Origin of the sequence: Delftia sp. GW456-R20 (assembly GCF_001622915.1) — a bacterium.
Classification (GTDB): domain Bacteria; phylum Pseudomonadota; class Gammaproteobacteria; order Burkholderiales; family Burkholderiaceae_C; genus Comamonas; species Comamonas acidovorans.
Genome location: NZ_LWCN01000005.1, coordinates 169,167 through 193,038, shown reverse-complemented (window position 1 = coordinate 193,038; position 23,872 = coordinate 169,167). Strand labels below are relative to the sequence as shown.

22 protein-coding genes are annotated in these 23,872 nt (G+C 64.4%); 17 read left to right on the top strand and 5 right to left on the bottom strand.

Going from position 1 to position 23,872, the window contains the following annotated elements:
• Positions 1-38 precede the first annotated feature (38 nt).
• The 3 genes from A4F85_RS24890 to A4F85_RS24880 form a co-directional block, all read right to left on the bottom strand.
• Positions 39-923 (bottom strand): 2OG-Fe(II) oxygenase, encoded by an 885-nt coding sequence (locus A4F85_RS24890; RefSeq protein WP_012207082.1) that lies wholly within the window; start codon positions 921-923, stop codon positions 39-41.
• Between the two features lie 78 nt (positions 924-1,001).
• Complete coding sequence (gene yaaA, locus A4F85_RS24885; RefSeq protein WP_063328143.1) at positions 1,002-1,787, bottom strand: peroxide stress protein YaaA; 786 nt, start codon at positions 1,785-1,787, stop codon at positions 1,002-1,004.
• A gap of 118 nt (positions 1,788-1,905) precedes the next feature.
• On the bottom strand, positions 1,906-5,028 hold the full coding sequence (locus A4F85_RS24880) for an Rne/Rng family ribonuclease (protein ID WP_063328142.1): 3,123 nt from the start codon (positions 5,026-5,028) through the stop codon (positions 1,906-1,908).
• A 535-nt stretch (positions 5,029-5,563) separates the two neighbouring features.
• On the opposite strand from A4F85_RS24880, the gene A4F85_RS24870 reads away from it, so the two are divergent.
• Genes A4F85_RS24870 through A4F85_RS24855 form a run of 4 tightly spaced genes read left to right on the top strand, consistent with a single transcriptional unit; the run spans position 5,564 to position 8,802 of the window.
• Positions 5,564-6,625, top strand: coding sequence for an RluA family pseudouridine synthase (locus tag A4F85_RS24870; RefSeq protein WP_034396692.1), 1,062 nt, complete (start codon positions 5,564-5,566; stop codon positions 6,623-6,625).
• Between the two features lie 24 nt (positions 6,626-6,649).
• Positions 6,650-7,336 carry an HAD family hydrolase gene (locus A4F85_RS24865; RefSeq protein ID WP_063328141.1) on the top strand — a complete coding sequence of 229 codons (687 nt, stop codon included), beginning with the start codon at positions 6,650-6,652 and terminating at the stop codon, positions 7,334-7,336.
• A gap of 49 nt (positions 7,337-7,385) precedes the next feature.
• Positions 7,386-7,754, top strand: a complete 369-nt coding sequence (locus A4F85_RS24860; protein WP_063328140.1) for a Rieske (2Fe-2S) protein — start codon at positions 7,386-7,388, stop codon at positions 7,752-7,754.
• A gap of 1 nt (position 7,755) precedes the next feature.
• Positions 7,756-8,802, top strand: a complete 1,047-nt coding sequence (locus tag A4F85_RS24855; protein WP_012207076.1) for a S49 family peptidase — start codon at positions 7,756-7,758, stop codon at positions 8,800-8,802.
• A gap of 85 nt (positions 8,803-8,887) precedes the next feature.
• Here the strand turns inward: A4F85_RS24855 and A4F85_RS24850 are convergent, their stop codons facing one another.
• Positions 8,888-9,679: an SAM-dependent methyltransferase gene (locus tag A4F85_RS24850; protein WP_013800987.1), complete on the bottom strand. Its 792-nt coding sequence runs from the start codon at positions 9,677-9,679 to the stop codon at positions 8,888-8,890.
• Positions 9,676-10,296: a Maf family nucleotide pyrophosphatase gene (locus A4F85_RS24845; protein ID WP_063328139.1), complete on the bottom strand. Its 621-nt coding sequence runs from the start codon at positions 10,294-10,296 to the stop codon at positions 9,676-9,678. Before A4F85_RS24845 ends, A4F85_RS24850 begins: the two co-directional genes overlap by 4 nt.
• Before the next feature lie 25 nt (positions 10,297-10,321).
• Here A4F85_RS24845 and A4F85_RS24840 point away from each other — a divergent pair, with 25 nt between their 5' ends.
• The 13 genes from A4F85_RS24840 to lepB all read left to right on the top strand — a co-directional run bounded on the left by A4F85_RS24840 (position 10,322) and on the right by lepB (position 23,811).
• A complete protein-coding gene (locus tag A4F85_RS24840) occupies positions 10,322-10,879 on the top strand; it encodes a YceD family protein (RefSeq protein ID WP_034396686.1) in 558 nt (185 codons plus the stop codon).
• A gap of 137 nt (positions 10,880-11,016) precedes the next feature.
• Positions 11,017-11,199, top strand: coding sequence for a 50S ribosomal protein L32 (gene rpmF, locus A4F85_RS24835; RefSeq protein WP_012207072.1), 183 nt, complete (start codon positions 11,017-11,019; stop codon positions 11,197-11,199).
• A gap of 113 nt (positions 11,200-11,312) precedes the next feature.
• The gene (gene plsX, locus A4F85_RS24830; RefSeq protein ID WP_013800990.1) at positions 11,313-12,353 is read left to right on the top strand and encodes a phosphate acyltransferase PlsX; all 1,041 of its coding nucleotides are present in this window, start codon (positions 11,313-11,315) and stop codon (positions 12,351-12,353) included.
• Positions 12,354-12,358: 5 nt separating this feature from the next.
• Positions 12,359-13,336: a beta-ketoacyl-ACP synthase III gene (locus tag A4F85_RS24825; protein WP_013800991.1), complete on the top strand. Its 978-nt coding sequence runs from the start codon at positions 12,359-12,361 to the stop codon at positions 13,334-13,336.
• Positions 13,337-13,392: 56 nt separating this feature from the next.
• The gene (fabD, locus tag A4F85_RS24820) at positions 13,393-14,337 is read left to right on the top strand and encodes an ACP S-malonyltransferase (protein WP_063328588.1); all 945 of its coding nucleotides are present in this window, start codon (positions 13,393-13,395) and stop codon (positions 14,335-14,337) included.
• Complete coding sequence (gene fabG, locus A4F85_RS24815; protein WP_012207068.1) at positions 14,334-15,080, top strand: 3-oxoacyl-ACP reductase FabG; 747 nt, start codon at positions 14,334-14,336, stop codon at positions 15,078-15,080. Before fabD ends, fabG begins: the two co-directional genes overlap by 4 nt.
• A 149-nt stretch (positions 15,081-15,229) precedes the next feature.
• Positions 15,230-15,469, top strand: coding sequence for an acyl carrier protein (gene acpP / locus A4F85_RS24810; RefSeq protein WP_003058049.1), 240 nt, complete (start codon positions 15,230-15,232; stop codon positions 15,467-15,469).
• A 39-nt stretch (positions 15,470-15,508) separates the two neighbouring features.
• Complete coding sequence (gene fabF / locus A4F85_RS24805; protein ID WP_063328138.1) at positions 15,509-16,753, top strand: beta-ketoacyl-ACP synthase II; 1,245 nt, start codon at positions 15,509-15,511, stop codon at positions 16,751-16,753.
• A gap of 645 nt (positions 16,754-17,398) precedes the next feature.
• On the top strand, positions 17,399-18,028 hold the full coding sequence (gene rpoE / locus A4F85_RS24800; RefSeq protein ID WP_043783676.1) for an RNA polymerase sigma factor RpoE: 630 nt from the start codon (positions 17,399-17,401) through the stop codon (positions 18,026-18,028).
• Between the two features lie 75 nt (positions 18,029-18,103).
• Positions 18,104-18,820, top strand: a complete 717-nt coding sequence (locus A4F85_RS24795; protein ID WP_063328137.1) for a sigma-E factor negative regulatory protein — start codon at positions 18,104-18,106, stop codon at positions 18,818-18,820.
• Positions 18,821-19,124: 304 nt separating this feature from the next.
• A complete protein-coding gene (locus A4F85_RS24790) occupies positions 19,125-20,597 on the top strand; it encodes a DegQ family serine endoprotease (protein WP_063328587.1) in 1,473 nt (490 codons plus the stop codon).
• Positions 20,598-21,025: 428 nt separating this feature from the next.
• Positions 21,026-22,834 carry a translation elongation factor 4 gene (lepA, locus tag A4F85_RS24785; protein WP_063328136.1) on the top strand — a complete coding sequence of 603 codons (1,809 nt, stop codon included), beginning with the start codon at positions 21,026-21,028 and terminating at the stop codon, positions 22,832-22,834.
• On the top strand, positions 22,834-23,811 hold the full coding sequence (gene lepB / locus A4F85_RS24780) for a signal peptidase I (RefSeq protein WP_012207062.1): 978 nt from the start codon (positions 22,834-22,836) through the stop codon (positions 23,809-23,811). Before lepA ends, lepB begins: the two co-directional genes overlap by 1 nt.
• Positions 23,812-23,872: the final 61 nt, after the last annotated feature.

Here is a 23,872-nt window from a genome sequence, read left to right as displayed (position 1 = left end):
GGTCAATAAGGGTCGGTGCCCCCGGGTTTGCCGGCTCTTCAGTGGAATTCGCGTTCGCGCAGCCATTTGGTGGCGATCCATTTTTCGCCGGCCAGCACGGGCGCGCCGCCGTGCAGGGTGCGCGTGGAGGGGTCGGGGCGTTCATAGCTGAAGAAGACGGCGTTGCCCCGGCGTGGCACGACCTGCAGCGGCACTTCGGGAAAGATGGTGGCGCCGCCGCGCTCGGGCTCGTTCAGGTAGATGACCAGGGTGCCCACGCGCTGGCCGCCGCGCTTGAGGATGGTGGGCGTGCCGGGTTCGCCAGGCGCGAAGTAGTCGTGGTGGGGCTTGTATTCGGCGCCCGGGCCGTAGTGCAGCACCTGCAGGCCTTCGCCATGGTCCAGCGGCCAGCGCAACAGGCGGGCGATGCGTTCTTCCAGCTGGCTGACGATGCCGGTTTCTCCGCGCTGGAAGAACATGCCGTTGCTGGTTCGGTCGTCATTGATCTCTTCGCCGCCGCTTTGCGTGGCCACGGTGAGCGAGCGCGCCATGCGCGGACGCGCGGCGGCGATGATGGCGTCGCACTCCTCGTGCGAGAGCAGGTTGCCGAAGACCACGATGCGCGGGTTGCGCATGCTGACCAGCACCTGGACCTGGCGGTCGCCGACATCGATGCTGCTGGGGTCCTGGGCAAGGTCCGGTTCGGGCAGGCTCGAGGCCGAGACGACGACGGCCGGTGGCGACACCTCGCCCTGTTCGGGCAGGTCCAGCGCCCGCCTTGCCAGTTCTTCGCTCCAGCCCACGTCGCGCATGGAGCGCAGCAGGGCCGCAGGCCCTATGCCCGATGCGCGCTGGTCGCGCACCCATTGCATGAGTTCAGGCGTGAGACCGACGGGCAGGTCCTGCGCGGCGGTCTGGGAATCTGGTGAGGATTTGAGGCTCATGGCGTGCAGTGCGGCCCTTGCCGCAGTGAATGGACTCCAAAGGCATCGAGGCCGGGGCCGGCCGGTGGCCGGCGAGGCTCAGTCAGCGGTCTTGCGACGGAACACCAGGCGCGCAGGCGTCGAGGAAGCTGGCGCCAGCGCGTAGCCCTCCAGATCGAAGGCTTCGAGTTCAGCCGCGCTGCGAGCGCGTCGTTGTATGGCAAATCGTGCCATCAGCCCGCGCGCACGTTTGGCATGGAAGCTGATGATCTTGTAGGCGCCGTTCTTGTAATCCTCGAATGCGCATTCCACCACCGGGGGCTTGAGGTGCTTCAAGTCTACCGATTTGAAGTATTCCTGCGAAGCCAGGTTGACGATGACGCGTTCGCCCGCCGGCTGCCGGGCCGCGCGCTGGTTCAGGTGCTCGGCAATGCGGCTGCCCCAGAACTGGTAGAGGTTGTTGCCATGCGCGGTTTCCAGCCGCGTGCCCATTTCAAGGCGGTAGGGCTGCATGCGATCCAGCGGGCGCAGCACGCCGTACAGGCCGCTGAGGATGGCCAGGTGCTGCTGTGCCCAGTCCAGGTCCTCGGCATCCAGGCTGCGTGCCTGCAGGCCCTCGTAGACATCGCCGTTGAAGGCCAGCAGCGCCTGCCGGGCGTTGGTGGCCGTGAAGCGCGGGCTGAAGGCCTCGTAGCGCGCCACGTTGAGCGCGGCCAGCTTGTCGCTGATGCCCATCAGTTCCGACAGTTGCTGGGGCGACTGGCGGCGCAGCACTTCGATCAGCTCCAGTGGCTGTTCGGAGAAGACGGGCAGCGTGTGCGGCAGTTTCGGGGGCAGTGGCGTGTCGTAGTCCAGCGATTTGGCGGGGGAGAGCAGCAACAGCATGGCGGGACGGAAGCTCCTGGAAAGAGGTGGACGGAAGGCGTGGGGAGACGGATGAGGTGAGGGCGGAGGCGGAAACAAACAGGGGCCGCGAGGGCCCCTGTGTTGTCACTGTCTGTGGTCAGACCTGGGCCGCGCCCTGTGGCTGCGGCTGCTGCTCGAACGGCAGTTGCAGCTCGCTGAGGTCCTTGCGTGTTTCCACGAGGATCAGCGGGCCGTCATCCAGAGCGATCACGGGCGGGCGCTCGCGCACGACGCGCTCGGGCTGCGGTTCGGCGGCGATGGCTGCCTGGGCTGCTGCCACCTTGTCGGCATCGGAGCCCACCCATTGCAGACCCGAAGCGGCGGCCAGCGCCTGCAGCTCGGACATGGGCAACTGGTAGGCCTGGACCTTGGGCAGGCCGCGTTCGACGGTTGCTTCAACGGCCTTGGCTGCTGCGGGCGCGACTGCCACTGCGGCAGGAGCGGCCACGGGTGCAGGTGCTGCCACGGGTGCCACCACGGGGGCGGGTGCGACCGGCGCGGGGGTCACCGCAGCCACGGGCGCGGGAGCGGCAATCTGCTGCTCGGGCACGGGTTGCTGCACCGCTTGGGCTGCTGCGGCTGCTGCGGGCTGCGCAGGCACTTGCGCTTCGGCCATGGCTTCAGGAGCCTGGGCTTCGGCGGCAGGGCTGGCTGCGTTGAAGTAGCTGCGGCGGGCAGGCTGGTCCTGCTCGGGAGCGGCGGCTTCGAAGGATTGGACGGCTTCGCCCTCCGCTTCGCGCGGTGCGCGCTCTGCACGGTCACCGCGATCGCCACGCTCGCGGCGGTCACGGCCATAGCGGTCGCGCGAACGGCGCTGGCGCGGCTGCTCTTCGCCGGAGGCGGGGGCAGCGTTGTCCAGGGTCGGGTCCTGTTGCTGGGCCTGGTTGTCCAGGTTCTCTTCGGTCTCGGGAGCGACTTCGAACTGGCGGGGCTGGCGCTCGCTGCGTTCGGCGCGTTCACCACGTTCACCGCGCTCGCCACGTTCGCGGCGGCCTTCACCGCGCTCCTGGCGCTCGCCACGCGGGGCGCGCTCGGGACGCTGCTCGATGGTGCTGCCATCTGCAGCGACAGCGGCCACGCCGTTCACGGCTTCCAGCGGCTGGCGGCTTTCACCGTCACGGTTGCGTTCACCACGGCCACGGCGTTCGCCGCGGTCGGCGCGCTCACCGCGCTCGCCACGATCCGGGCGCTCTCCACGCTCCGGGCGTTCACCGCGTTCAGTGCGCTCACCACGCTCGGCATTGCGGCGGTTGCGGTCACCGTTGCCGGCCTGGCGTTCGGCATTGGGGGTGCCAGCGCGCTCGCCATTGCGCTCCGAGCGCTCGCCACGCTCACCATTGCGTTCGTTGCGGCGGCCTCGGTTGTCGTTGCGGCCATCACGGCGTGCTTCGCGAGCGGGGGCTTCGGCGGCCGGAGCAGGCGCTGCGACCGGCGCAGGTGCCGCGCTAAAGCCGAACAGGCTCTTGAGCCAGGCAAAGAAGCCTTGCTCGCGGACCACGACGGGGGCGACGGCCGGTGCGGGCGCTGCAGCGGTTGCCGCAGGCTTGGCATCGCGCTGCTGGCCGTTGGCCGGGCGGTTGCGGCTGCCTTCGGGACGGGGCTCGGCAATAGGGGCCGGCATGTCGGGCAGCACGCCCTTGATCATGGGCGTCTGCTTGTTGGTGGGCTCCTGCGAGCGGCGCGTCACCGTGGTTTCCGCGTCCAGCTCCTCGGCCAGCTTGTAGCTGGCTTCCATGCTTTCCAGGCGCACGTCGTCGTGCTTGAGGCGCTCGAGCTTGTAGTGCGGCGTGTCCATGGACTTGTTGGGAACCATGATCACGTTGACGCGCTGCTTGAGTTCGATCTTGGTGATCTCGCCGCGCTTTTCGTTGAGCAGGAAGCTGGCCACTTCCACGGGCACTTGGCAGTGCACGGCGGCCGTGTTGTCCTTCATGGACTCTTCCTGGATGATGCGCAGGATCTGCAGCGCCGAGCTTTCCGTGTCACGCACGTGGCCGGAGCCACCGCAGCGCGGGCAGTTGATGTGCGCGCCTTCGGACAGGGCGGGCTTGAGGCGCTGGCGGCTCATCTCCATGAGGCCGAACTTGCTGATGGTTCCGAACTGCACGCGGGCACGGTCCTGGCGCAGCGCGTCGCGCAGGCGGTTCTCGACCTCGCGGCGGTTCTTGCTCTCCTCCATGTCGATGAAGTCGATGACGATCAGGCCGCCCAGGTCACGCAGGCGCATCTGGCGCGCGACTTCGTCGGCGGCTTCCAGGTTGGTGCGGGTGGCGGTTTCCTCGATGTCGCCGCCCTTGATGGCGCGGGCCGAGTTCACGTCGATGGAGACCAGCGCTTCGGTGTGGTCGATGACGATGGCGCCGCCCGAGGGCAGGGTCACGGTGCGTGCGTAGGCCGATTCGATCTGGTGCTCGATCTGGAAGCGGCTGAACAGCGGGGCGTCGTCACGGTAGCGTTTGACGCGGGCGGCATGCTCGGGCATGACGTGCTGCATGAACTGCTGCGCCTGCTCGTAGATGTCGTCGGTGTCGATGAGGATGTCGCCGATGTCGCCGTTGAAGTAGTCGCGGATGGCGCGGATCACCAGGCTCGATTCCTGGTAGATCAGGAAGGCGCCCTTGGCCGACTTGGCGGCGCCATCGATGGCGTTCCACAGCTTGAGCAGGTAGTTCAGGTCCCACTGCAGCTCGGGCGCGGTGCGGCCGATGCCGGCGGTGCGCGCAATGATGGACATGCCCTTGGGGTACTCAAGCTGGTCCATCGCCTCCTTGAGTTCGGCACGGTCCTCGCCCTCGATGCGGCGCGAGACGCCACCGCCGCGCGGGTTGTTGGGCATCAGCACCACGTAGCGGCCGGCCAGCGAGATGAAGGTGGTCAGGGCCGCGCCCTTGTTGCCGCGCTCTTCCTTCTCGACCTGGACGATCAGTTCCTGGCCTTCGCGGATGACTTCGTTGATGCGGGCCTGGCTGGGGGAGACGCCTTCGGCGAAATACTGCTTGGAGATTTCCTTGAAGGGCAGGAAGCCGTGGCGGTCCTCGCCGTAATCGACGAAGCAGGCCTCGAGGCTGGGCTCCACGCGCGTGACCACGGCTTTGTAGATGTTGCCCTTGCGCTGCTCGCGCCCTTCGATTTCGATTTCGTAGTCGAGCAGCTTCTGGCCATCGACGATGGCAAGGCGACGTTCTTCCGACTGCGTGGCGTTGATGAGCATCCGTTTCATGATGCGTTTCCTTTATTCGTTTTCTCTGGGGCGCGCCGGAGTGCAGCCTCTGCTGCCAGACCGTCACGCCTTTGACTCGTAATCAAAGACAGGCTCGCGAGGGAGCCGAGATGCCGGACTGACGCGTCGAAACGAAAGGAATCGCCGGATGCCCTGATGCTTGAGACCTGGCTCAAGTCAGCAATGGGGGCAAGGGCAGGGGGACGAGAGCGATGAGAGAGGCACGCCGTCCAGCTTCAAGCGAAGCTGCTGCACGTGCGGGGCAGGCGGGAGGCTTGGGGGCGGCAATGATCCTGGGCGCAGGCGTTTTCCTGCTCCACAGCGTGACCATCCATGCCCAAAAGATCCACATGCTCGCTTTTGATCCGCTGGCAGCGGTGGACGCCGGGTCCGACCCCTTCTGCCAGCTTGAGATTCCGTATCAGTGTTTCAATTCGTCAGCCACAACCGATGCAACGACGAACTTCGCAGGCCATCTTTTCCTGCTGTTTCGCGTGCATGACACCGGATGGCATCGACCTGCCTGTGCGGGGAAATGGTTGTTTGGACTAAACTCCATGAGAATCAACCACTTATAAATAGTTCGGCACAGGTGAAACACATTATAGAGGGCAAACCGGCAGACGACCGTTCCCTGAACGCAGCCACTGCCGCAGTGCGGCTGATTGAAGTCGATGACGATTCGGCCGGACAGCGGTTGGACAACTTTCTCATACGCCATCTCAAGGGCGTTCCCAAGACCCATGTCTATCGCATCATCCGCAGTGGAGAAGTGCGCATCAACAAAGGGCGCGTCAGTGCGGAAACCCGCGTTTCTACCGGCGATATCGTCCGCATACCGCCCGTGCGCATTTCCGAAAAAGTCGCCGAAAAGGCCGAGCGGCCAGCGCCAGCCAGGGATTTCCCCAGTCTGCTGGAAGACGAGCACCTGATCGCCATCGACAAACCCGCCGGTGTGGCCGTGCATGGCGGCTCGGGTGTGAGTTTTGGTGTCATCGAGCAACTGCGCCAGGCGCGGCCGCAAAGCCGTTTTCTGGAGCTGGTGCATCGGCTAGACCGAGAGACATCCGGCATCTTGCTGGTGGCCAAGAAGCGCTCGGCGCTGACGCATCTGCAGGACCAGTTCCGCGAGCGCGAAACCGGCAAGACCTACCTGGCCCTGGTCCAGGGCACCTGGCCGGCCAACCACAAGGTGATTGATCTGCCGCTGCACAAATACCTGCAGGCCGACGGCGAACGCCGCGTGCGGGTGACCACGGCCGATGATCCTGACGGCATGCGCTCCGTCACGCTGGTGCGCGTTCGCAGCACGCTGGCGCCCCAGCCTCTGCTGGGACTGCCGGCCATGAGCCTGCTGGAGGTGACCATCAAGACCGGGCGCACGCACCAGATCCGCGTACACCTGTCCAGCCAGGGGCACCCGATTGCGGGCGATGACAAATATGGCGACTTCGACCTGAACCGACGCCTGCAGAAGCAGGGGCTCAAACGCATGTTCCTGCACGCATGGCGGCTACAGTTCACCCACCCGGCCAGTGGCGAGCGGGTGGAGCTGCGCGCCGAGCTTCCCGAAGAACTGGCCCGTTTCGCCGGCTGACGCTGGCTCTGACTCCTTGTAGATATGACAAATCCTGGTTCTTCCGAGATGCACCGTGCGCGCCGCTTCGATCTCATTGCCTTCGACTGGGATGGGACGCTGTCGGATTCCACCGCGGTGATCGTCAAGTGCATTCAGGCGGCCGTGGCCGATGTGGGGGGCACGCCTCCCAGCGATGAGGCGGCGTCCTATGTGATCGGCATGGCGCTGATGCCCGCATTGGCGCGTGCAGCGCCCGATGTGCCGCCCGAAAAATACCCCGAGCTGGGCAACCGCTATCGCCACCATTTCATCAAGCACCAGGACGACATCAGCCTGTTCGCCGGCGTGCTGCCCATGCTGGCGGCGCTGCGCGAGCGAGGGCACCTGCTGGCCGTGGCCACGGGCAAGAGCCGCCGTGGTCTGAACGATGCGCTGCAGGACCCGCAGCTGCGCGGCATGTTCGACAGCTCGCGCACGGCGGACGAGACCGCTGGCAAGCCGAATCCGCTGATGCTGCAGGAGTTGATGGCCGAGTTTGGTGCGGACCCTTCGCGGGTGCTGATGATCGGCGACACCACGCACGACCTGGAACTGGCCCGCAATGCAGGCTGTGCCAGCGTGGGCGTGGGCTATGGCGCGCATCCCACCGAAGGCTTTGGCGTGCTGAAGCCGTTGCATGTGGCGCAGAGTGTTGCGGATTTGCATCAGTGGCTGTTGGCCCATGGCTGAGTCGTCATGCCCGCGTCAGCGCGTGGTTTCATGCTTGTGAGGTGTGCCGTTGACCGTTGAAAGCATCGTTCTGTGCGCCAGCGATGCCCTGCAGGAAGGGGCGAATGCCGTGCCTTTCGACGTGGTCTACGCGGGTCATGCCTGCCGCGCATTCGCCATCCGCTTCGAGGGACAGGTGCATGCCTATCTGAATCGCTGCACCCATGTGGCCATGGAGATGGACTACCAGCCGGACCGCTTTTTCGATGACACCGGACGCTGGCTGCTGTGCGCCACCCATGGAGCGGCCTACGCGCCCGACAGCGGCGCCTGCGCTGGCGGGCCCTGCCGTGGCGGCCTTGTGAAAATCTCCCTGAGCGAAAGCGCGGGGGTGGTGCACTGGCATACTGCCGATAACCTGAAACCCGTCGAGTTCTGACATGACTTCCCCCATACCTCCGGAAAATCCTGGCTCCGCATCGCACCCATCCCCGGGGGCGGACCTGTGGGCCCGGGCCACGCCCGCCACGGCGGCTGCCGATGCGCGCACGGCGGCATCGAGCGGCTGGGAGCGGGAGGTGCTGGAAAAGCTGGTCTTCGCCACCATCAACGAGCAGCGTGCCTCGCGCCGCTGGCGCCTGTTTGGCCGCCTGCTGTGGACGGCGCTCATCCTCGTGGTGCTGTGGGTGCTGTTTGCCAAGGACACGGCGACCACGACCAGTTCCTCCCCGCACACGGCCGTGGTCGAGGTCAAGGGCGAGATCGCCGCAGGTGCCGACGCCAGTGCGGAATTCGTGGTGGCCGCCATGCGCAGTGCCTTCGAGGATTCGGGCTCGCGCGCCGTGGTGCTGCTGATCAACTCGCCGGGCGGCAGCCCTGTGCAGGCCGGCATCATCAATGACGAAATCGTGCGGCTCAAGGGCAAGTACGACAAGCCCCTGTATGCCGTGGTGGAAGAAACCTGCGCTTCGGCCGCCTACTACATTGCCGCCGCCGCCGATGAGATCTTTGTGGACAAGGCCAGCATCGTGGGCAGCATCGGCGTGCTCATGGATGGCTTTGGCTTCACCGGCGCCATGGAAAAGCTCGGCGTGGAGCGCCGCCTGCTGACGGCTGGCGAGAACAAGGGTTTCCTGGACCCGTTCAGCCCCATGTCCGAAGGGCAGCGCGAACATGCCCACAAGATGCTGGGCCAGATCCACTCGCAGTTCATCAACGTGGTCAAGGCTGGCCGTGGTGACCGCCTGCATGAGACGCCCGAGACTTTCAGCGGCCTGTTCTGGACCGGCCAGCAGGCGGTGGAGATGGGCCTGGCCGACAAGCTGGGCAGTCTTGACTATGTGGCCCGTGAAGTGGTCAAGGCGGAAGAGGTGGTGGATTACACGCGCCGCGACAACGTGGCCGAGCGCCTGGCCAAGCGTTTCGGCGCGGCCTTTGGCGGCGGTGCGGTGCAGGCACTGCGTTCCAGCCTCCCGGCTCTGCGCTGATTCTTGCGGGGTTTCCCGCTCGGTCTGCCAAGACGAAAAAGCCCGCCTTCCTGTCGAAGGCGGGCTTTTTCGCTGATGGGCGGCTTCAGCGGCCGATGGAGAACACCACCGGCGTGCGGTTGTCCGGCGCTTCCTTGTGCTGGCGCCATTCGCGCACCAGCCTGCTTTCGATGCGGGCGCTCTCCAGTGTCAGGCCGCAGGCCAACGCCAAACGGGTATGGGGTTGCAGCGTCTGCAGCAGGGCTTGCCAAAGCGCGGCGTTGCGGTATGGCGTCTCGATGAACTGCTGGGTCTGGCCTTGGCGCAATGCCAGGGCTTCAAGCTCCTTGATGCGCTGTACCCGTCCGCCGGCATCCTGGGGCAGGTAGCCCACAAAGGCATAGTTCTGTCCGTTGAGCCCGCTGGCGGCCAGCGCCAGCAGCAGCGATACGGGTCCGATCAGCGGCACGACACGTATGCCCAAATCGTGCGCGGCGCGCACGATGGAGCTGCCGGGGTCGGCCACGGCGGGCATTCCGGCCTCGCTGACCAGTCCCATGTCGTGTCCGGCCAGCAAGGGGGCGAGCAGTGGCTTGGCGTCAAAGACGGCGGCACCCTTGTCGCCATGGTCCCCCTTCTTGTGGGCCTCGCGCGGCAGCTCGGTGATCTGCTGGGTCTGCAAGGGCTGGGCCAGTGCATGCAGCGCGTCGATGCGCTTGAGATAGGCGCGTGTGCTCTTGGCGTTTTCGCAGATCCAGTGGGTCAGCCGCGCAGCGGTGCGCAGTGTCCCATCGGGCAGGACCTGCGTCAGCGGTGTTTGCTCATCGCAGCCGAAGTCCAGCGGCGCGGGCACCAGGTAGAGCGTTCCTGTCAGGGGCTTGGTGATGGCATCGCTCATGGCAGCACGGCTCCTGCGGCGCGCAGCAACTGGCATGTGCGGATCAGTGGAAGGCCGATCAGTGCCGTGGGGTCGTCGCTGACGATGGCGTCGAGCAGGGCAATGCCCAGGCCCTCGCTCTTGGCGCTGCCTGCACAGTCATAAGGCTGCTCGGCGCGCAGGTAGCGCTCGATTTCCGCATCGTTGAGATCGCGAAAGCGCACCTGAACCGTCACCACGTCGGTCTCGGAAAAGCCGGTTTCCTGGCAGACCACGCTCACGGCAGTGTGGAAATTCATCTGGCGCCCGCTCATCTGGCGCAACTGTTCGGTGGCGCGTTCATGGTTGCCGGGCTTGGACAGCGGCAGGCCATCGAGCTCGGGCACCTGGTCGGAGCCGATGACAACGGCGCCGGGGTGCAGCGCAGCCACGGCCTGGGCCTTGGCCAGGGCCAGGCGCAGGGAAAGGGCGTGCGGTGTCTCTCCTGCCAGAGGTGTTTCATCGACTTCCGGGGAGACGGTCTGGAATGGCAGCCGCAGCCGCTCCAGGAGTTCGCGGCGGTAGCGTGAGGTGGAGCCAAGGATCAGGGGACGCGCCAGGCCGGGAGCCTGGGCTAAGGCGGGGTGGGGAGCTTGCATGCCCGGATTCTCTTACACTGCCCGCATGAGCAAGGAATTTTCTGCGGCCCGCCTCGATGTTCGCGCTTTCGCGCAATCGCAGGGCCATCTTCAGGACCAGACAACACTGTCAGTCTTCCCGCGTCTGGCCCAGGATGCGCAGCCGGATGCCGGTGACACGCACGGCCAGGTGCACTGGCAGGCGGACGGCGAGCTGGTCGAGCAGACCGGCGGCCCCGGTCAGGTGTGGCTGCATCTGCAGGCCGATGCCGTCGTGCCAATGGTGTGCCAGCGCTGCCTGGCCCTGGCGCCCATCACCCTGCAGGTTGATCGGTCTTTTCGCTTTGTTGCGGATGAAGCCACGGCCGAGTCCGAGGACGATGAAAGCGATGAGGACCTGCTGGTGCTCAGCCGCGAGTTCAATCTGCTCGAACTCATAGAGGACGAGTTGCTCATGGAACTGCCCGTGGTGCCGCGTCACGATGTCTGCCCCGAGTCTGTGAGCTTGCAGTCCAGCGACGCGGACTTCGAGCAGGCCATCGAGGACAAGCCCAACCCGTTCGCCGTCCTTCGCGGCCTGGATGTGGGCAAATCCGCAGACTGATCGAGATGCCCGGAAAAAAGGTCGAGGCCGGGAAAAGCGATTGCGCTATAATCAAGGGCTTCGCGCGAAACCCCCTCGTGTCTTTAATGGGCTGATCGCGTTTTTTACCAACCCTTTTCAGATACACAGGAGCCATCATGGCTGTTCAGCAGAACAAGAAGTCCCCCTCCAAGCGCGGTATGCACCGTTCGCACAATGCACTGAATGTGCCTGGCATCGCCGTGGAACCCACCACGGGTGAAACCCACCTGCGTCACCACATCAGCCCCAACGGCGTGTACCGCGGCCGTCAAGTGCTGAAGAACAAGTCCGAAGCCTGACCTTCGACCGTTCCCGCAGAGCCCGCGGCTACAGTTTTCGTAGCGCGGGCTTTTGTTTTTTCTGATGGCCGTTCCTATCTTTCCAGGCCTTGCAACAGGCTTGCCAGTCGCTCATGATCACTTTGGCCGTTGACTGCATGGGGGGTGATCACGGCCCCCGCGTCACGCTCGCGGCGTGCCGCCAGTTCCTCGATTCCCATTCCGATGCCCGGCTGCTGCTGGTCGGCCAGCCCGATGCGCTGGCTGGCTTTGCGCATGAGCGCGCCAGCGTGGTGCCGGCCTCGGAAGTCGTCGGCATGGATGACCCGATCGAGGTGGCGCTGCGCAGGAAGAAGGATTCCTCGATGCGCGTCGCCATCCAGCAGGTCAAGGATGGCCAGGCTGCTGCTGCCGTGTCGGCTGGGAATACGGGTGCGCTGATGGCCATCTCGCGCTACCTGCTCAAGACGCTGGATGGCATCGATCGCCCCGCCATCGCTCCCCAGTTGCCCAATGCCAAGGGTGGTGCCACCACGGTGCTGGACCTGGGTGCCAACGTGGATTGCTCGGCCGAGCATCTGCTGCAGTTCGCCGTCATGGGCTCGGCCCTGGTGTCTGCGCTGAACAACGAAGAGGCGCCTTCGGTGGGCCTGCTCAATATCGGCGAAGAGCAGATCAAGGGCAGCGAAGTCATCAAGCGTGCGGGCGAACTGTTGCGTGCGGCCGGCAAGGCCGGTCACCTGAACTTCTACGGAAACGTCGAAGGCAACGATATCTTCAAGGGCACGACCCAGGTCGTGGTCTGTGACGGCTTTGTGGGCAACGTGGCCCTCAAGTCTTCCGAGGGGGTGGCGTCCATGATCTCCAATGCCCTCAAACAGGAGTTCAAGCGCAACATCTTCACCAAAATGGCTGCAATCGTTGCCTATCCGGTGCTAACTGCTCTGATGAATCGCGTGGACCATCGGCGTCACAACGGTGCGGCGCTGCTGGGCCTTCGTGGGCTGGTGTTCAAAAGCCATGGGTCAGCCGATGCCTTGGCTTTCGAGCACGCGCTGAACCGCGCGTATGATGCGGCCCGCAACAACCTGCTCGACCGTGTCCGTACCCGCATCTCCGCAGCCCTGCCTCTTTTGCTGGCTGCGCAGTCGGAATCGGGACCGTCGGCGCCCTAATACAGATGAGACGCTACGCACGCATCACCGGCACGGGCAGCTACCTGCCACCCCGCCGACTCACCAATCACGATCTGGCAGCCGAACTGGCCCAGCGTGGCATCGAGACCTCGAACGAGTGGATCGTCGAGCGCACCGGCATCCATGCCCGTCACTTTGCCGCGCCCGACGTGGCCAGCAGCGATCTGGCCCTGGAGGCGTCGAAGAAGGCGCTGGAGGCCGCTGGCTGCCAGCCACAGGACATCGACCTGATCATCGTCGCCACCTCGACGCCCGACATGGTCTTCCCGTCCACTGCCTGCATCCTGCAGAACAAGCTTGGCGCCAATGGCTGCGCGGCCTTTGACGTGCAGGCTGTGTGCAGCGGCTTTGTCTATGCTCTCACGGTGGCCGATGCCATGATCCAGTCCGGCGCCGCAAGCCGCGCGCTGGTGGTGGGCTCCGAAGTCTTCAGCCGCATCCTTGATTTCAACGACCGCACGACCTGCGTGCTGTTCGGCGACGGCGCCGGCGCGGTGGTGCTGGAGGCGTCCGAGCAGCCTGGGATCCTGGCGTCCGACCTGCATGCCGATGGCAAGCATGTCGGCATCCTCTGCGTGCCGGGCAATGTGTCCGGCGGACAGGTGCTCGGCGATCCGCTGCTGAAGATGGATGGACAGGCCGTGTTCAAGCTGGCGGTCGGCGTGCTGGAAAAGGCCGCCCGTGCGACGCTGGACAAGGCCGGGCTCACCGATGCCGATATCGACTGGCTGATCCCTCACCAGGCCAACATCCGCATCATGCAAAGCACGGCGCGCAAGCTCAAGCTGTCCATGGACAAGGTGGTGGTGACCGTGGACCAGCATGGCAATACCTCGGCCGCCTCGATCCCGCTGGCGCTGGACCACGGCGTGCGCAATGGCCAGGTCAAGCCTGGGCAGACCGTGCTGCTGGAAGGCGTGGGCGGTGGCTTCACCTGGGGTGCGGTGCTTCTCAAGATGTGATGCGGGATGCCTGCCTGTCGGCAGGCTCCCATGGCGCGGCTTTTATTTTTGAAAATATGAAGAAGTTTGCATTCGTCTTTCCCGGCCAGGGTTCGCAATCGGTGGGCATGCTCGACGGATGGGGTGACCATCCTGTCGTGGCGCAGACGCTGGCCGAAGCCTCCGAGGCGCTGGGTGAAAACATCGGCCAGCTGATCCAGCAAGGACCGAAGGAAGCCTTGGCGCTCACCACCAACACCCAGCCCGTGATGCTGGTGGCCGGTGTGGCCGCCTGGCGCGTGTGGCAGGCCGAAGGCGGCGCGCTGCCCGATGCCGTGGCAGGTCATTCGCTGGGCGAGTATTCCGCCCTGGTCGCCTCGGGCGTGCTGACGCTGGCCCAGGCTGCCCCGCTGGTGCGCCTACGTGCTGCAGCCATGCAGGAGGCCGTGCCCGTGGGCACAGGCGCCATGGCGGCCATCCTGGGTCTGGACGCCGACAAGGTGCGCGCAGGCTGCGCCGAGGTCACGGCTGCCCTGGGTGGCGCTGAAGTCGTCGAAGCCGTCAATTTCAACGATCCTTCGCAGACCGTGATCGCCGGCAGCAAGGCTGCTGTCGAAAAGGCCTGCGAAGCCCTAAAGGCCGCAGGCGCCAAGCGTGCCCTGCCGTTGCCCGTGTCAGCGCCGTTCCATTCCAGCCTGATGAAGCCTGCGGCCGAAAAGCTCAGGGCGGCGCTGGCTGCCACGGCGCTGGCTGCGCCGCAGATTCCCGTGCTCAACAACATCGACGTGGCGGTCGAGCAAGACGCAGATGCCATCCGTGATGCGCTGTATCGCCAGGCCTTTGGCCCGGTGCGCTGGGTTGAATGCGTTCAGGCCATGAAGGCGCGCGGCATCGTGCATCTCGTCGAATGCGGTCCCGGCAAGGTGCTCATGGGCCTGACCAAGCGGATTGACGCGGACCTGACGGCCGCTGCCCTCTATGATCCGGCCACGCTGGCCGACGTGAAAGAATCCCTCGCATGACTGACAACCAGAACAAGCCCCAGGTTGCCCTGGTGACGGGTGCCTCGCGTGGCATTGGTGCTGCCATTGCCCAGGAGCTGGCATCGCGCGGCTACCGCGTGATCGGCACGGCCACCACCGACGGCGGCGCGGAAAAGATCGGCCAGGCCCTGTCGGCCCATGAGGGCTGCCGCGGCGTGAACCTCAATGTCACGGATGGGGCGGCCGTCGATGCCTTGATCGACAGCATCGTCAAGAATGACGGCGGCCTGCATGTGCTGGTCAACAACGCCGGCATCACACGCGACACCCTGGCCATGCGCATGAAGGACGACGACTGGGATGCGGTGATCGACACCAATCTCAAGGCGGTTTTCCGAGTCAGCCGTACGGCCATTCGGCCCATGATGAAGCAGCGTTTTGGCCGCATCATCAACATCACCAGCGTCGTTGGCGCCTCCGGGAACCCCGGTCAGGCCAACTATGCAGCCGCCAAGGCCGGCGTTGCCGGCATGACGCGTGCGCTGGCCCGTGAACTGGGCAGCCGCGGCATCACGGTCAACTGCGTGGCGCCTGGCTTCATTGCCACCGACATGACGGCGGAGCTGCCCGAAGAGCAGAAGAACGCCCTCAAATCGCAGATCGCCATGGGCGATCTGGGTCAACCCAGCGACATCGCCCATGCCGTGGCCTACCTCGCATCTGCGGGTGCGGGATACGTCACCGGCCAGGAATTGCACGTCAACGGCGGCATGTACATGTAAGTGCAACGCCGGCTTCGGGCAGACCCCTGCCAGAAGCCGGCGTTGCTTGCAACAGAAGAGGCCGTTTCCTCGCGACGGCCGGCTGAAGAGGGCCTGAGGCCCGAAGCAGCTAGAATCGCGGGTTCATTCACAACCCCCAGAGGGAAACCATGAGCGATATCGAAGCACGTGTCAAAAAAATCATTGCCGAACAACTCGGCGTTGAAGAGTCTCAAGTCACCAACGAAAAGGCCTTCGTGGCTGATCTGGGTGCTGACTCCCTGGACACGGTGGAGCTGGTGATGGCCCTGGAAGATGAATTCGGCATCGAGATCCCCGACGAAGACGCGGAAAAGATCACGACGGTGCAAAACGCCATCGACTACGCCAACACCCACCAGAAGGCCTGATAGGGCCCTGACCCGAGCGATCAGCAGAAGGTTTTACGCATGAGCCGTCGTCGCGTTGTCGTGACCGGCCTGGGTTGCATCTCCCCCGTGGGTAACACGGTGGGCGACGCCTGGGCCAATCTTTTGGCCGGCCAGTCCGGCATTGACCTCATCACCAAGTTCGATGCCTCGAACTTTGCCTGCAAGATTGCAGGCGAGGTCAAGGGATTCGATGTGGAGTCGTACATGAGCGCCAAGGATGCGCGCTCCATGGACACCTTCATCCATTACGGCATCGCTGCTGCGGCGCAAGCCGTGCAGGACTCAGGTCTGCCCACGGGCGAGGCCTTGTCGGATGATCTGGCCACGCGCATCGGCTGTGTGATCGGTTCGGGCATCGGCGGCTTGCCGCTGATCGAGAACACCCACGCGGAACTGGCTGCGCGCGGACCGCGCCGCATCACGCCGTTCTTCGTGCCTGCCTCCATCATCAACATGGTGGCTGGCCATGTGTCCATGCGCTTCGGCTTCAAGGGGCCGAATCTTGCCGTGGTGACTGCCTGCACGACCGGGCTGCACTGCATAGGCGAGGCAGGACGCATGATCGAATACGGCGATGCCGATGTGGTGGTGGCTGGTGGCACGGAAGCCACGGTCTCCCCCCTGGGCGTCGGCGGCTTTGCCGCCATGCGCGCCCTGTCCACGCGCAATGATGATCCCAAGGCCGCTTCGCGCCCCTGGGACAAGGACCGCGACGGCTTCGTGCTGGGCGAAGGCGCGGGCGTGCTGGTGCTGGAAGAGTACGAGCATGCCAAGGCCCGCGGTGCCAAGATCTACGCCGAACTGTGTGGCTACGGCATGAGTGCCGACGCCGGCCACATGACGGCACCCAACATGGACGGCCCGCGCCGTGCCATGCTGGCAGCTTTGCGAAATGCCGGCATCAATGCCGACCAGATCGACTATCTGAACGCGCACGGCACTTCCACGCCGCTGGGCGACCTCAACGAGACCAACGCCATCAAGGCGGCTCTGGGCGATCACGCCAAGAAAATCGTTGTCAGTTCGACCAAGTCCATGACAGGTCACCTGCTGGGCGGTGCTGGTGGCATCGAGAGCGTCTTCACCGTGCTGGCACTGCACGAGCAAAAGATTCCTCCGACCATCAACCTGGACAACCAGGACCCGGAGTGCGATCTCGACTACTGCGCCAATACGGCACGGGACGCGAAGATCGAGGTGGCAGTGAAGAACAACTTCGGCTTCGGAGGCACCAACGGAACGCTGGTGTTCAAGCGGATCTGAGGCCTGCGCAACGCACATGAAAAGCCCGCCCCGCAAGGGAGCGGGCTTTTTTATTTCGCGCATGTGCCAGGTGAAAGCAGGATAAATGTCGGTCATGCTGCGGTTTTGCGACACTGCAGGCATGCCGTCTCGCCATGCGCCGCCCGCAGTTCGCCATCCGCTGAAGCTATCGCGCACCGTGGCAGTGTGTCTTTGTGCGCTTTGGCTGCTGGCCGCCATGCTTTTGCTGGCATGGGCCTTGAATCTCCAGTCAGGGTGGTGGCCTGCAGCCGTGGCCGTTGCGGTTTGCCTGGTTGCTGCTGCCGGCATGTGGCATGGATGGCACAGCCTGGGTAAGGGTTTCATCGCCTGGGATGGCGTGCAGTGGTCGATCTGCGAGTCGGACCCAGGCCAGGCTGCGCAGCCGGTGCTGCTGCAGGTGAGAGCCGATGGTGGATCGTGGTTGTGGGTGCAGGTCCTTCCCCTGGTTTCCATGGTGCCGGCGGGGCCCTTGCGTTGGCGCAGCTCCCGCTGGCTTCTCCTGTTGTGCAGGCAGAGTCCGGAAACCTGGGGTGATTTGCGGCGTGCTGTATATTCCCCGGCCAGACCTACAGAACGGGCGCAATGACTGCGCCAGGGCCGCCGCGGCCCGTCTTCACCGATTTCATGACGCCTCCCGAATTCCCGCCTTCTTCTGCCGATAGCGACCTGGCTCTGGTCGAGCGCACCAACGCAGGAGACATGCGGGCCTTCGAGCTACTGGTCATCAAGTACCAGCGCCGCATCGAGCGCCTCATCGGCCGCATGGTGCGCGACGTGGACCTGGTGCCGGACATTGCGCAGGAAACCTTCATCCGCGCCTATCGGGCCCTGCACCAGTTTAGGGGTGATGCCCAGTTCTATACCTGGCTGTACCGCATTGCCGTGAATACTGCCAAGAAGGCGCTGCTGGACATGAAGCGCTCGCCGCTCATCACCGAAAGCGCGTTACACAACGGGGATGACGATGATGAAACTTCCCGGGTCAGCCAGGAACTAACCACCGAAGAAACGCCCGAAACGATCCTGGCAGCCCAGGAAATTGCCCAGGCAGTCAACGCCGCCATGGAGGCTTTGCCCGAGGATCTCCGACAGGCTGTCACGTTGCGGGAAATCGAAGGCCTGAGCTACGAGGAAATCTCGAACGCCATGGGTTGCCCCATCGGCACCGTGCGCTCACGGATTTTTCGCGCACGGGAAGCGATTTCAGCCAGGGTCAAGCCTTTGCTGGAGCGCCAGTCGGGCAAGCGTTGGTAGGCGTGATGGGTTGTGGCCGCCGGTGGCGCATTTTTTGGGTACAGGGTCTCAAAGCAGACAAGCAGGTGATTGATCATGAATGACGATCTGACGAAGCGCGAACAATTGTCGGCATTGGCTGATGGTGAACTCTCTGCCGCAGAGTTGCAGGCCGTGCTGGCCTATGCCGAAAGCGACGCAGGCCAGCAGGAGTGGCGCATGTACCACCTCGTGGGCGATGTGCTGCGTTCCCCGGAATTGGCCCATCACAGCCGGCATGATGTGCTCTCCGGAATCCGCGCCCAACTGGCCAACGAGCCTCGCCGTCCGCTGGTTTCCGTGGCCACTGAAGAGCTGGCGCAAATTGCGCATCCGGCGCAGGACCGGGCCGTGATCAATGGCGCGCCGCTGCGCGAGGCGGCCAATGCCTCGGTATTTCGCTGGAAGATGGCGGCGGGCTTTGCCTCCGTGGCGGCCGTGGCTGCCATTGGCTGGAGCGTGATGCTGGGCGCGCCTGCCGGTCCCGGCGCGGCGCCTGGCCGGGCCCTGGCGGCCCTTGAGACGGGTGCTCCGTCGGCGCCGGTTGCGGTGGCTGGCAATGCCCAGGATTTCCCGCTTGGCGATACGGCCCAGTCTTCCTCGGTCGTTGCGGTGGCCGGACCCTACGGGCAGAGCGTGATGCTGCGTGATCCGCGCCTGGATGCGCTGCTGGCCTCCCATCCGCAATACAGTGGGCCCGCCACGTTGCAGATGCCTGCCAGCTTCTTGCGCAACGCCAACTTCGCCTCGGCACCGCGCGCCAACCAGCGCTGAATCTCACAGGAGAGCATTGCTCTCCTGCCTTCTTTTGCACCCGCGTCCAGCCTTTCGGCATTGAAATGGACGCGGGTGCAGTCATTTGTGCTCCATGCACGGCGGCCCGCGCCCCATGCATGCTGCCGATTCGGGAACTAACCGCGTCTTTCAGGCTTCTGAGCCATCGTCTGGCCGATGCTCGCCAGGACTGCGCCAGAATGTGACGTTCGTCCGAAAGCAAGTCGGCTGCCATGTGTCCGAACAAACCGCCTGGGCGCGATGGCGTCGGGGCAACGTAATGATTGAGATGGAAAGGATGACCATGACCACTGTTCGATGGAAGACGCTGCAGTCCTGCACACTGGCCGGCGTTCTGGCGCTGGCTGCAGGCAGCGCAGGAATGCTGGTGCCGGTGAGTGCCGCCCATGCGCAAAGTGGCGCCGTGGTGCGGGGGCTGCCGGACTTCACCGATCTGGTCGAGCAGGTCGGCCCGTCCGTGGTCAACATCCGCACGTTGGAGAAGGTGTCCGCCAACTCTGCCGAGGCGCTGGGCATGGACGAGGACATGCTCGAATTCTTCCGCCGCTTCGGGCTGCCCGTGCCCAATGTGCCGCGCCAACGTCCCCAACCGCGTTCACAGCCTGACGAGGAGCAGCCGCGCGGCGTGGGTTCCGGCTTCATCCTGACGGCCGATGGCTTTGTGATGACCAATGCCCACGTGGTCGAAGGAGCTGACGAGGTGATCGTCACGCTGACCGACAAGCGTGAGTTCAAGGCCAAGATCGTGGGCAGCGACAAGCGCACCGACGTGGCCGTGGTCAAGATCGACGCCACAGGGCTGCCGGCCGTGAAGATCGGCGATGTGAACCGCCTCAAGGTCGGCGAGTGGGTGATGGCCATCGGCTCGCCCTTCGGCCTCGACAACTCCGTCACGGCGGGCATCGTCAGTGCCAAGCAGCGCGATACGGGCGACTATCTGCCGTTCATCCAGACCGATGTGGCCATCAACCCCGGCAACTCGGGCGGCCCGTTGCTGAATATGCGCGGCGAGGTCGTGGGCATCAACAGCCAGATCTATTCGCGCTCCGGCGGCTTCATGGGGATCAGCTTCGCGATTCCGATCGATGAGGCCGTGCGTGTCAGCGACCAGTTGCGCGCCACCGGCAAGGTCACGCGAGGCCGCATTGGCGTGCAGATCGGTCCGGTCACCAAGGACATTGCCGAATCCATTGGCCTGGGCAAGGCGCAGGGCGCACTGGTGTCGGCCGTCGAGCCGGATTCGCCCGCTGCCAAGGCGGGCGTCGAGGCCGGGGACGTGATCATTAAGTTCGACGGCAAGGCCATCGACAAGGTGGCCGACCTGCCGCGCCTGGTGGGCAATACCAAGCCCGGCACACGCAGCACCATCACCGTGTTCCGTCGCGGCGCAGCCAAGGATCTGACCATGGTGATCGCCGAGGTCGAGCCCGACGGCGCGGCTCCGCAGGCCAAGGCCACCGGCAAGGGCAGCACCCTGGTTTCCCAGCCGCTGGGCCTGACGCTGGCCGAGCTCACGGATGCCCAGAAGAAGGAGCTGGGCATCAAGGGCGGCGTGCGCGTGACGGCGGCTGTCGAGGCTGCGGCACGTGCGGGCCTGCGCGAAGGCGATGTGATCCTGCAGCTGGCCAATGTCGAGATCACGGGGCTCAAGAGCTTCGAGGCCACGCTGGCCAAGGTGGACAAGAGCAAGCCCGTGAACCTGCTGGTGCGCCGTGGGGAATGGGCACAGTACGTGCTGATCCGTCCGACGCGCTGAGGCCGCAGGGGAGGGCGGTTTTCCGGATCCTGGGGAATACCCTCGGAATCCTGACCCGGAGCCGCCCATGCCCCTTGGGGCATTGGGTAAAATGCCCCACCAAAGCGTGACGGCTCAAGGCGTCAGAAACCTGTTTTCAAAGGGGATTGTTGCGGTGCAAAAGCACCGCACTATCCGGTGATCGACGGGCGAGAAATGGCTCGGCGGTTCTGTTGATAAACTGTTGATAAATAATTGTGACAGATCAAGCCCGGACCTTTGCAGGCCTTGTCAGGGCTTGGTTTTCAGCCCGTTTTGCCTACAATAAAGTCCCAACTATCGCAGTTGCCAGAGATTGTTGGTTCGGGGCGCGTCGTTCATGGACGCGCCCTTTTTTCTTGCGCGCCGGCCCTGTCGTTTTCCACTTTCACTAGCAGTCCTTCCCGTTGATGAACCACATCAGAAATTTTTCCATCATTGCGCACATCGACCATGGCAAGTCGACGCTGGCTGACCGCCTCATCCAGCGTTGCGGAGGCTTGGCTGACCGTGACATGGAAGCCCAGGTGCTGGACTCGATGGATATCGAGAAAGAGCGCGGCATCACCATCAAGGCGCAGACCGCAGCCCTGCAGTACAAGGCCAAGGATGGCCAGGTCTACAACCTCAACCTCATCGACACGCCCGGCCACGTGGACTTCTCGTATGAAGTCTCGCGTTCGCTGTCAGCCTGCGAGGGAGCGCTGCTGGTGGTGGACGCCTCGCAGGGCGTCGAGGCGCAGACCGTGGCCAACTGCTACACCGCGCTGGAACTCGGCGTGGAAGTGACGGCTGTTCTCAACAAGATGGATCTGCCCCAGGCCGATCCCGAAAATGCCAGGGCCGAGATCGAGGATGTCATCGGCATCGATGCCAGCGACGCCATTCCCTGCTCGGCCAAGACCGGCATGGGCATCGAAGAGATCCTGGAGGCGGTGGTCGCCAAGGTGCCGCCGCCAAAGGGCGATCCCAATGGCCAGCTGCGCGCCATGATCATCGACAGCTGGTTCGACACCTATGTCGGCGTCGTGATGCTGGTGCGCGTGGTCGATGGTGAACTCAAGCGTGGCGAGCGCTTCAAGATGATGGCCTCGGGCGCTGCCTATGAAGCCAACAACCTGGGCGTGTTCACTCCGGCCGACGTGCCCCGCGACGTGCTGCGCGCTGGCGAGGTGGGCTACATCATTGCCGGTATCAAGGAGCTCAAGGCAGCCAAGGTGGGCGACACCATCACGCTGGAAAAGAAGCTTCCCAACAATCTGGCTCCTGCCACCGAGGCCCTGCCTGGCTTCAAGGAAATCAAGCCCCAGGTGTTCGCGGGTCTGTACCCCACCGAAGCCAGCGAGTACGACCAGTTGCGCGATGCGCTGGAGAAGCTGCAGCTCAACGATTCGTCCCTGCAGTTCGAGCCTGAAGTCTCGCAGGCGCTGGGCTTCGGCTTTCGCTGCGGCTTCCTGGGCCTGCTGCACATGGAAATCGTGCAGGAGCGCCTGGAGCGCGAATTCGACCAGGACCTGATCACCACCGCGCCCAGCGTGGTCTACGAAGTGGTCAAGGGCGATGGCGAGGTCATCCAGGTCGAGAACCCGTCCAAGATGCCCGATGCCGGCCGTATCGAGGAGGTGCGCGAGCCCATCGTCACCGTCCACCTGTACATGCCCCAGGACTATGTGGGCCCGGTGATGACGCTGGCCAACCAGAAGCGCGGCGTGCAGATCAACATGCAGTACCACGGCCGCCAGGTGATGCTCACCTATGAGATGCCGCTGGGCGAAATCGTGCTGGACTTCTTCGACAAGCTCAAGTCGGTCTCGCGCGGCTACGCCTCCATGGACTATGAGTTCAAGGAGTACCGCGCCTCCGACGTGGTGAAGGTGGACATCCTGCTCAACGGCGAGAAGGTCGATGCGCTGTCCATCATCGTGCACCGCTCCCAGGCCACGTACCGCGGCCGGGCCGTGGTGGCCAAGATGCGCGAGATCATCAGCCGCCAGATGTTCGATGTGGCCATCCAGGCCGCCATCGGCGCCAACATCATTGCGCGGGAAACCGTCAAGGCCATGCGCAAGAACGTGCTGGCCAAGTGCTACGGCGGCGACATCACCCGCAAGCGCAAGCTGCTGGAAAAGCAAAAGGCCGGCAAGAAGCGCATGAAGCAGATCGGATCGGTGGAAGTGCCCCAGGAGGCCTTCCTGGCCATCCTGCAAGTGGAGGATTGATGCAAGCCATGCAATGGATTACGGCCGTCGTACTCGCGGCCTTCGTGGGCTATATCGGCGCCTGGTACACAGGCTTCATCGAGGGCAACTTCGCGCTGCTACTGTTCCTGGCCACCGTGGTCACGGGCCTGTACTGGGTTGCCGAGCGGCTGTACTTCCTGCCGCGCCGCCGCCGCGCTGCCGTGGCCATCGAGGAGGCTGCCGTGGCACGCCGCGCAGAACTCGACCGCATGGGCATCGCCAAGACCGACATCGAGGTGTCGGAAGAGGCCAAGGGCCGCATCCTCATGCAGCCCTGGTGGCTGGACTGGACGGCAGGCCTGTTCCCGGTGATCGCGATCGTCTTCGTGCTGCGCTCGTTCCTGTTCGAGCCGTTCAAGATCCCGTCTGGCTCCATGATCCCCACGCTGCTCGTGGGCGACCTGATCCTGGTGAACAAGTTCACCTATGGCGTGCGCCTGCCGGTGATCAACACCAAGATCACGCAGGGAACGCCGCTGCAGCGTGGCGATGTGGTGGTGTTCCGCTACCCGCCCCAGCCCAGCCTGGACTACATCAAGCGGGTGGTGGGCCTGCCGGGCGACGAGATCGCCTACCTGAACAAGCGGCTGACGATCAATGGCAAGGAAGTCCCGGTCAATGCACTGCCCGACTTCTTCGACAAGGATGCGATGCGCTACTTCAAGCAGTACGAGGAGTCGCTGGGCGACAAGCCGCACCGCATGATCGTGAACCAGGACGTGCCCGCCTTCATCCAGGGCGCCAGCGGCTTCGAGTTCCGCGAGAACTGCCGCTACAGCGTCGAAGGCATCACCTGCAAGGTGCCGGAGGGCCAGTACTTCATGATGGGCGACAACCGCGACAACTCACTGGATTCCCGCTACTGGGGCTTTGTGCCCGACAAGAACATCGTGGGCCGGGCTTTCTTTGTCTGGATGAACTTCGGGGATTTCAAGCGCATCGGCAGCTTCCATTGATCACATCACATGCATGCCTGAGGACAGCAGTGGCCCGGGCGTGCGCGAGGGATTCACATCG

Bases quoted from the DNA above. Each gene is read 5' to 3' on its own strand.
- A4F85_RS24890 (WP_012207082.1), bottom strand. From the start codon at position 923: ATGAGCCTCAAATCCTCACCAGATTCCCAGACCGCCGCGCAGGACCTG.
- yaaA (WP_063328143.1), bottom strand. From the start codon at position 1,787: ATGCTGTTGCTGCTCTCCCCCGCCAAATCGCTGGACTACGACACGCCA.
- A4F85_RS24880 (WP_063328142.1), bottom strand. From the start codon at position 5,028: ATGAAACGGATGCTCATCAACGCCACGCAGTCGGAAGAACGTCGCCTT.
- A4F85_RS24870 (WP_034396692.1), top strand. From the start codon at position 5,564: ATGGTTGTTTGGACTAAACTCCATGAGAATCAACCACTTATAAATAGT.
- A4F85_RS24865 (WP_063328141.1), top strand. From the start codon at position 6,650: ATGACAAATCCTGGTTCTTCCGAGATGCACCGTGCGCGCCGCTTCGAT.
- A4F85_RS24855 (WP_012207076.1), top strand. From the start codon at position 7,756: ATGACTTCCCCCATACCTCCGGAAAATCCTGGCTCCGCATCGCACCCA.
- A4F85_RS24850 (WP_013800987.1), bottom strand. From the start codon at position 9,679: ATGAGCGATGCCATCACCAAGCCCCTGACAGGAACGCTCTACCTGGTG.
- A4F85_RS24845 (WP_063328139.1), bottom strand. From the start codon at position 10,296: ATGCAAGCTCCCCACCCCGCCTTAGCCCAGGCTCCCGGCCTGGCGCGT.
- A4F85_RS24840 (WP_034396686.1), top strand. From the start codon at position 10,322: ATGAGCAAGGAATTTTCTGCGGCCCGCCTCGATGTTCGCGCTTTCGCG.
- rpmF (WP_012207072.1), top strand. From the start codon at position 11,017: ATGGCTGTTCAGCAGAACAAGAAGTCCCCCTCCAAGCGCGGTATGCAC.
- plsX (WP_013800990.1), top strand. From the start codon at position 11,313: ATGATCACTTTGGCCGTTGACTGCATGGGGGGTGATCACGGCCCCCGC.
- A4F85_RS24825 (WP_013800991.1), top strand. From the start codon at position 12,359: ATGAGACGCTACGCACGCATCACCGGCACGGGCAGCTACCTGCCACCC.
- fabD (WP_063328588.1), top strand. From the start codon at position 13,393: ATGAAGAAGTTTGCATTCGTCTTTCCCGGCCAGGGTTCGCAATCGGTG.
- fabG (WP_012207068.1), top strand. From the start codon at position 14,334: ATGACTGACAACCAGAACAAGCCCCAGGTTGCCCTGGTGACGGGTGCC.
- acpP (WP_003058049.1), top strand. From the start codon at position 15,230: ATGAGCGATATCGAAGCACGTGTCAAAAAAATCATTGCCGAACAACTC.
- fabF (WP_063328138.1), top strand. From the start codon at position 15,509: ATGAGCCGTCGTCGCGTTGTCGTGACCGGCCTGGGTTGCATCTCCCCC.
- rpoE (WP_043783676.1), top strand. From the start codon at position 17,399: ATGACGCCTCCCGAATTCCCGCCTTCTTCTGCCGATAGCGACCTGGCT.
- A4F85_RS24795 (WP_063328137.1), top strand. From the start codon at position 18,104: ATGAATGACGATCTGACGAAGCGCGAACAATTGTCGGCATTGGCTGAT.
- A4F85_RS24790 (WP_063328587.1), top strand. From the start codon at position 19,125: ATGACCACTGTTCGATGGAAGACGCTGCAGTCCTGCACACTGGCCGGC.
- lepA (WP_063328136.1), top strand. From the start codon at position 21,026: ATGAACCACATCAGAAATTTTTCCATCATTGCGCACATCGACCATGGC.
- lepB (WP_012207062.1), top strand. From the start codon at position 22,834: ATGCAAGCCATGCAATGGATTACGGCCGTCGTACTCGCGGCCTTCGTG.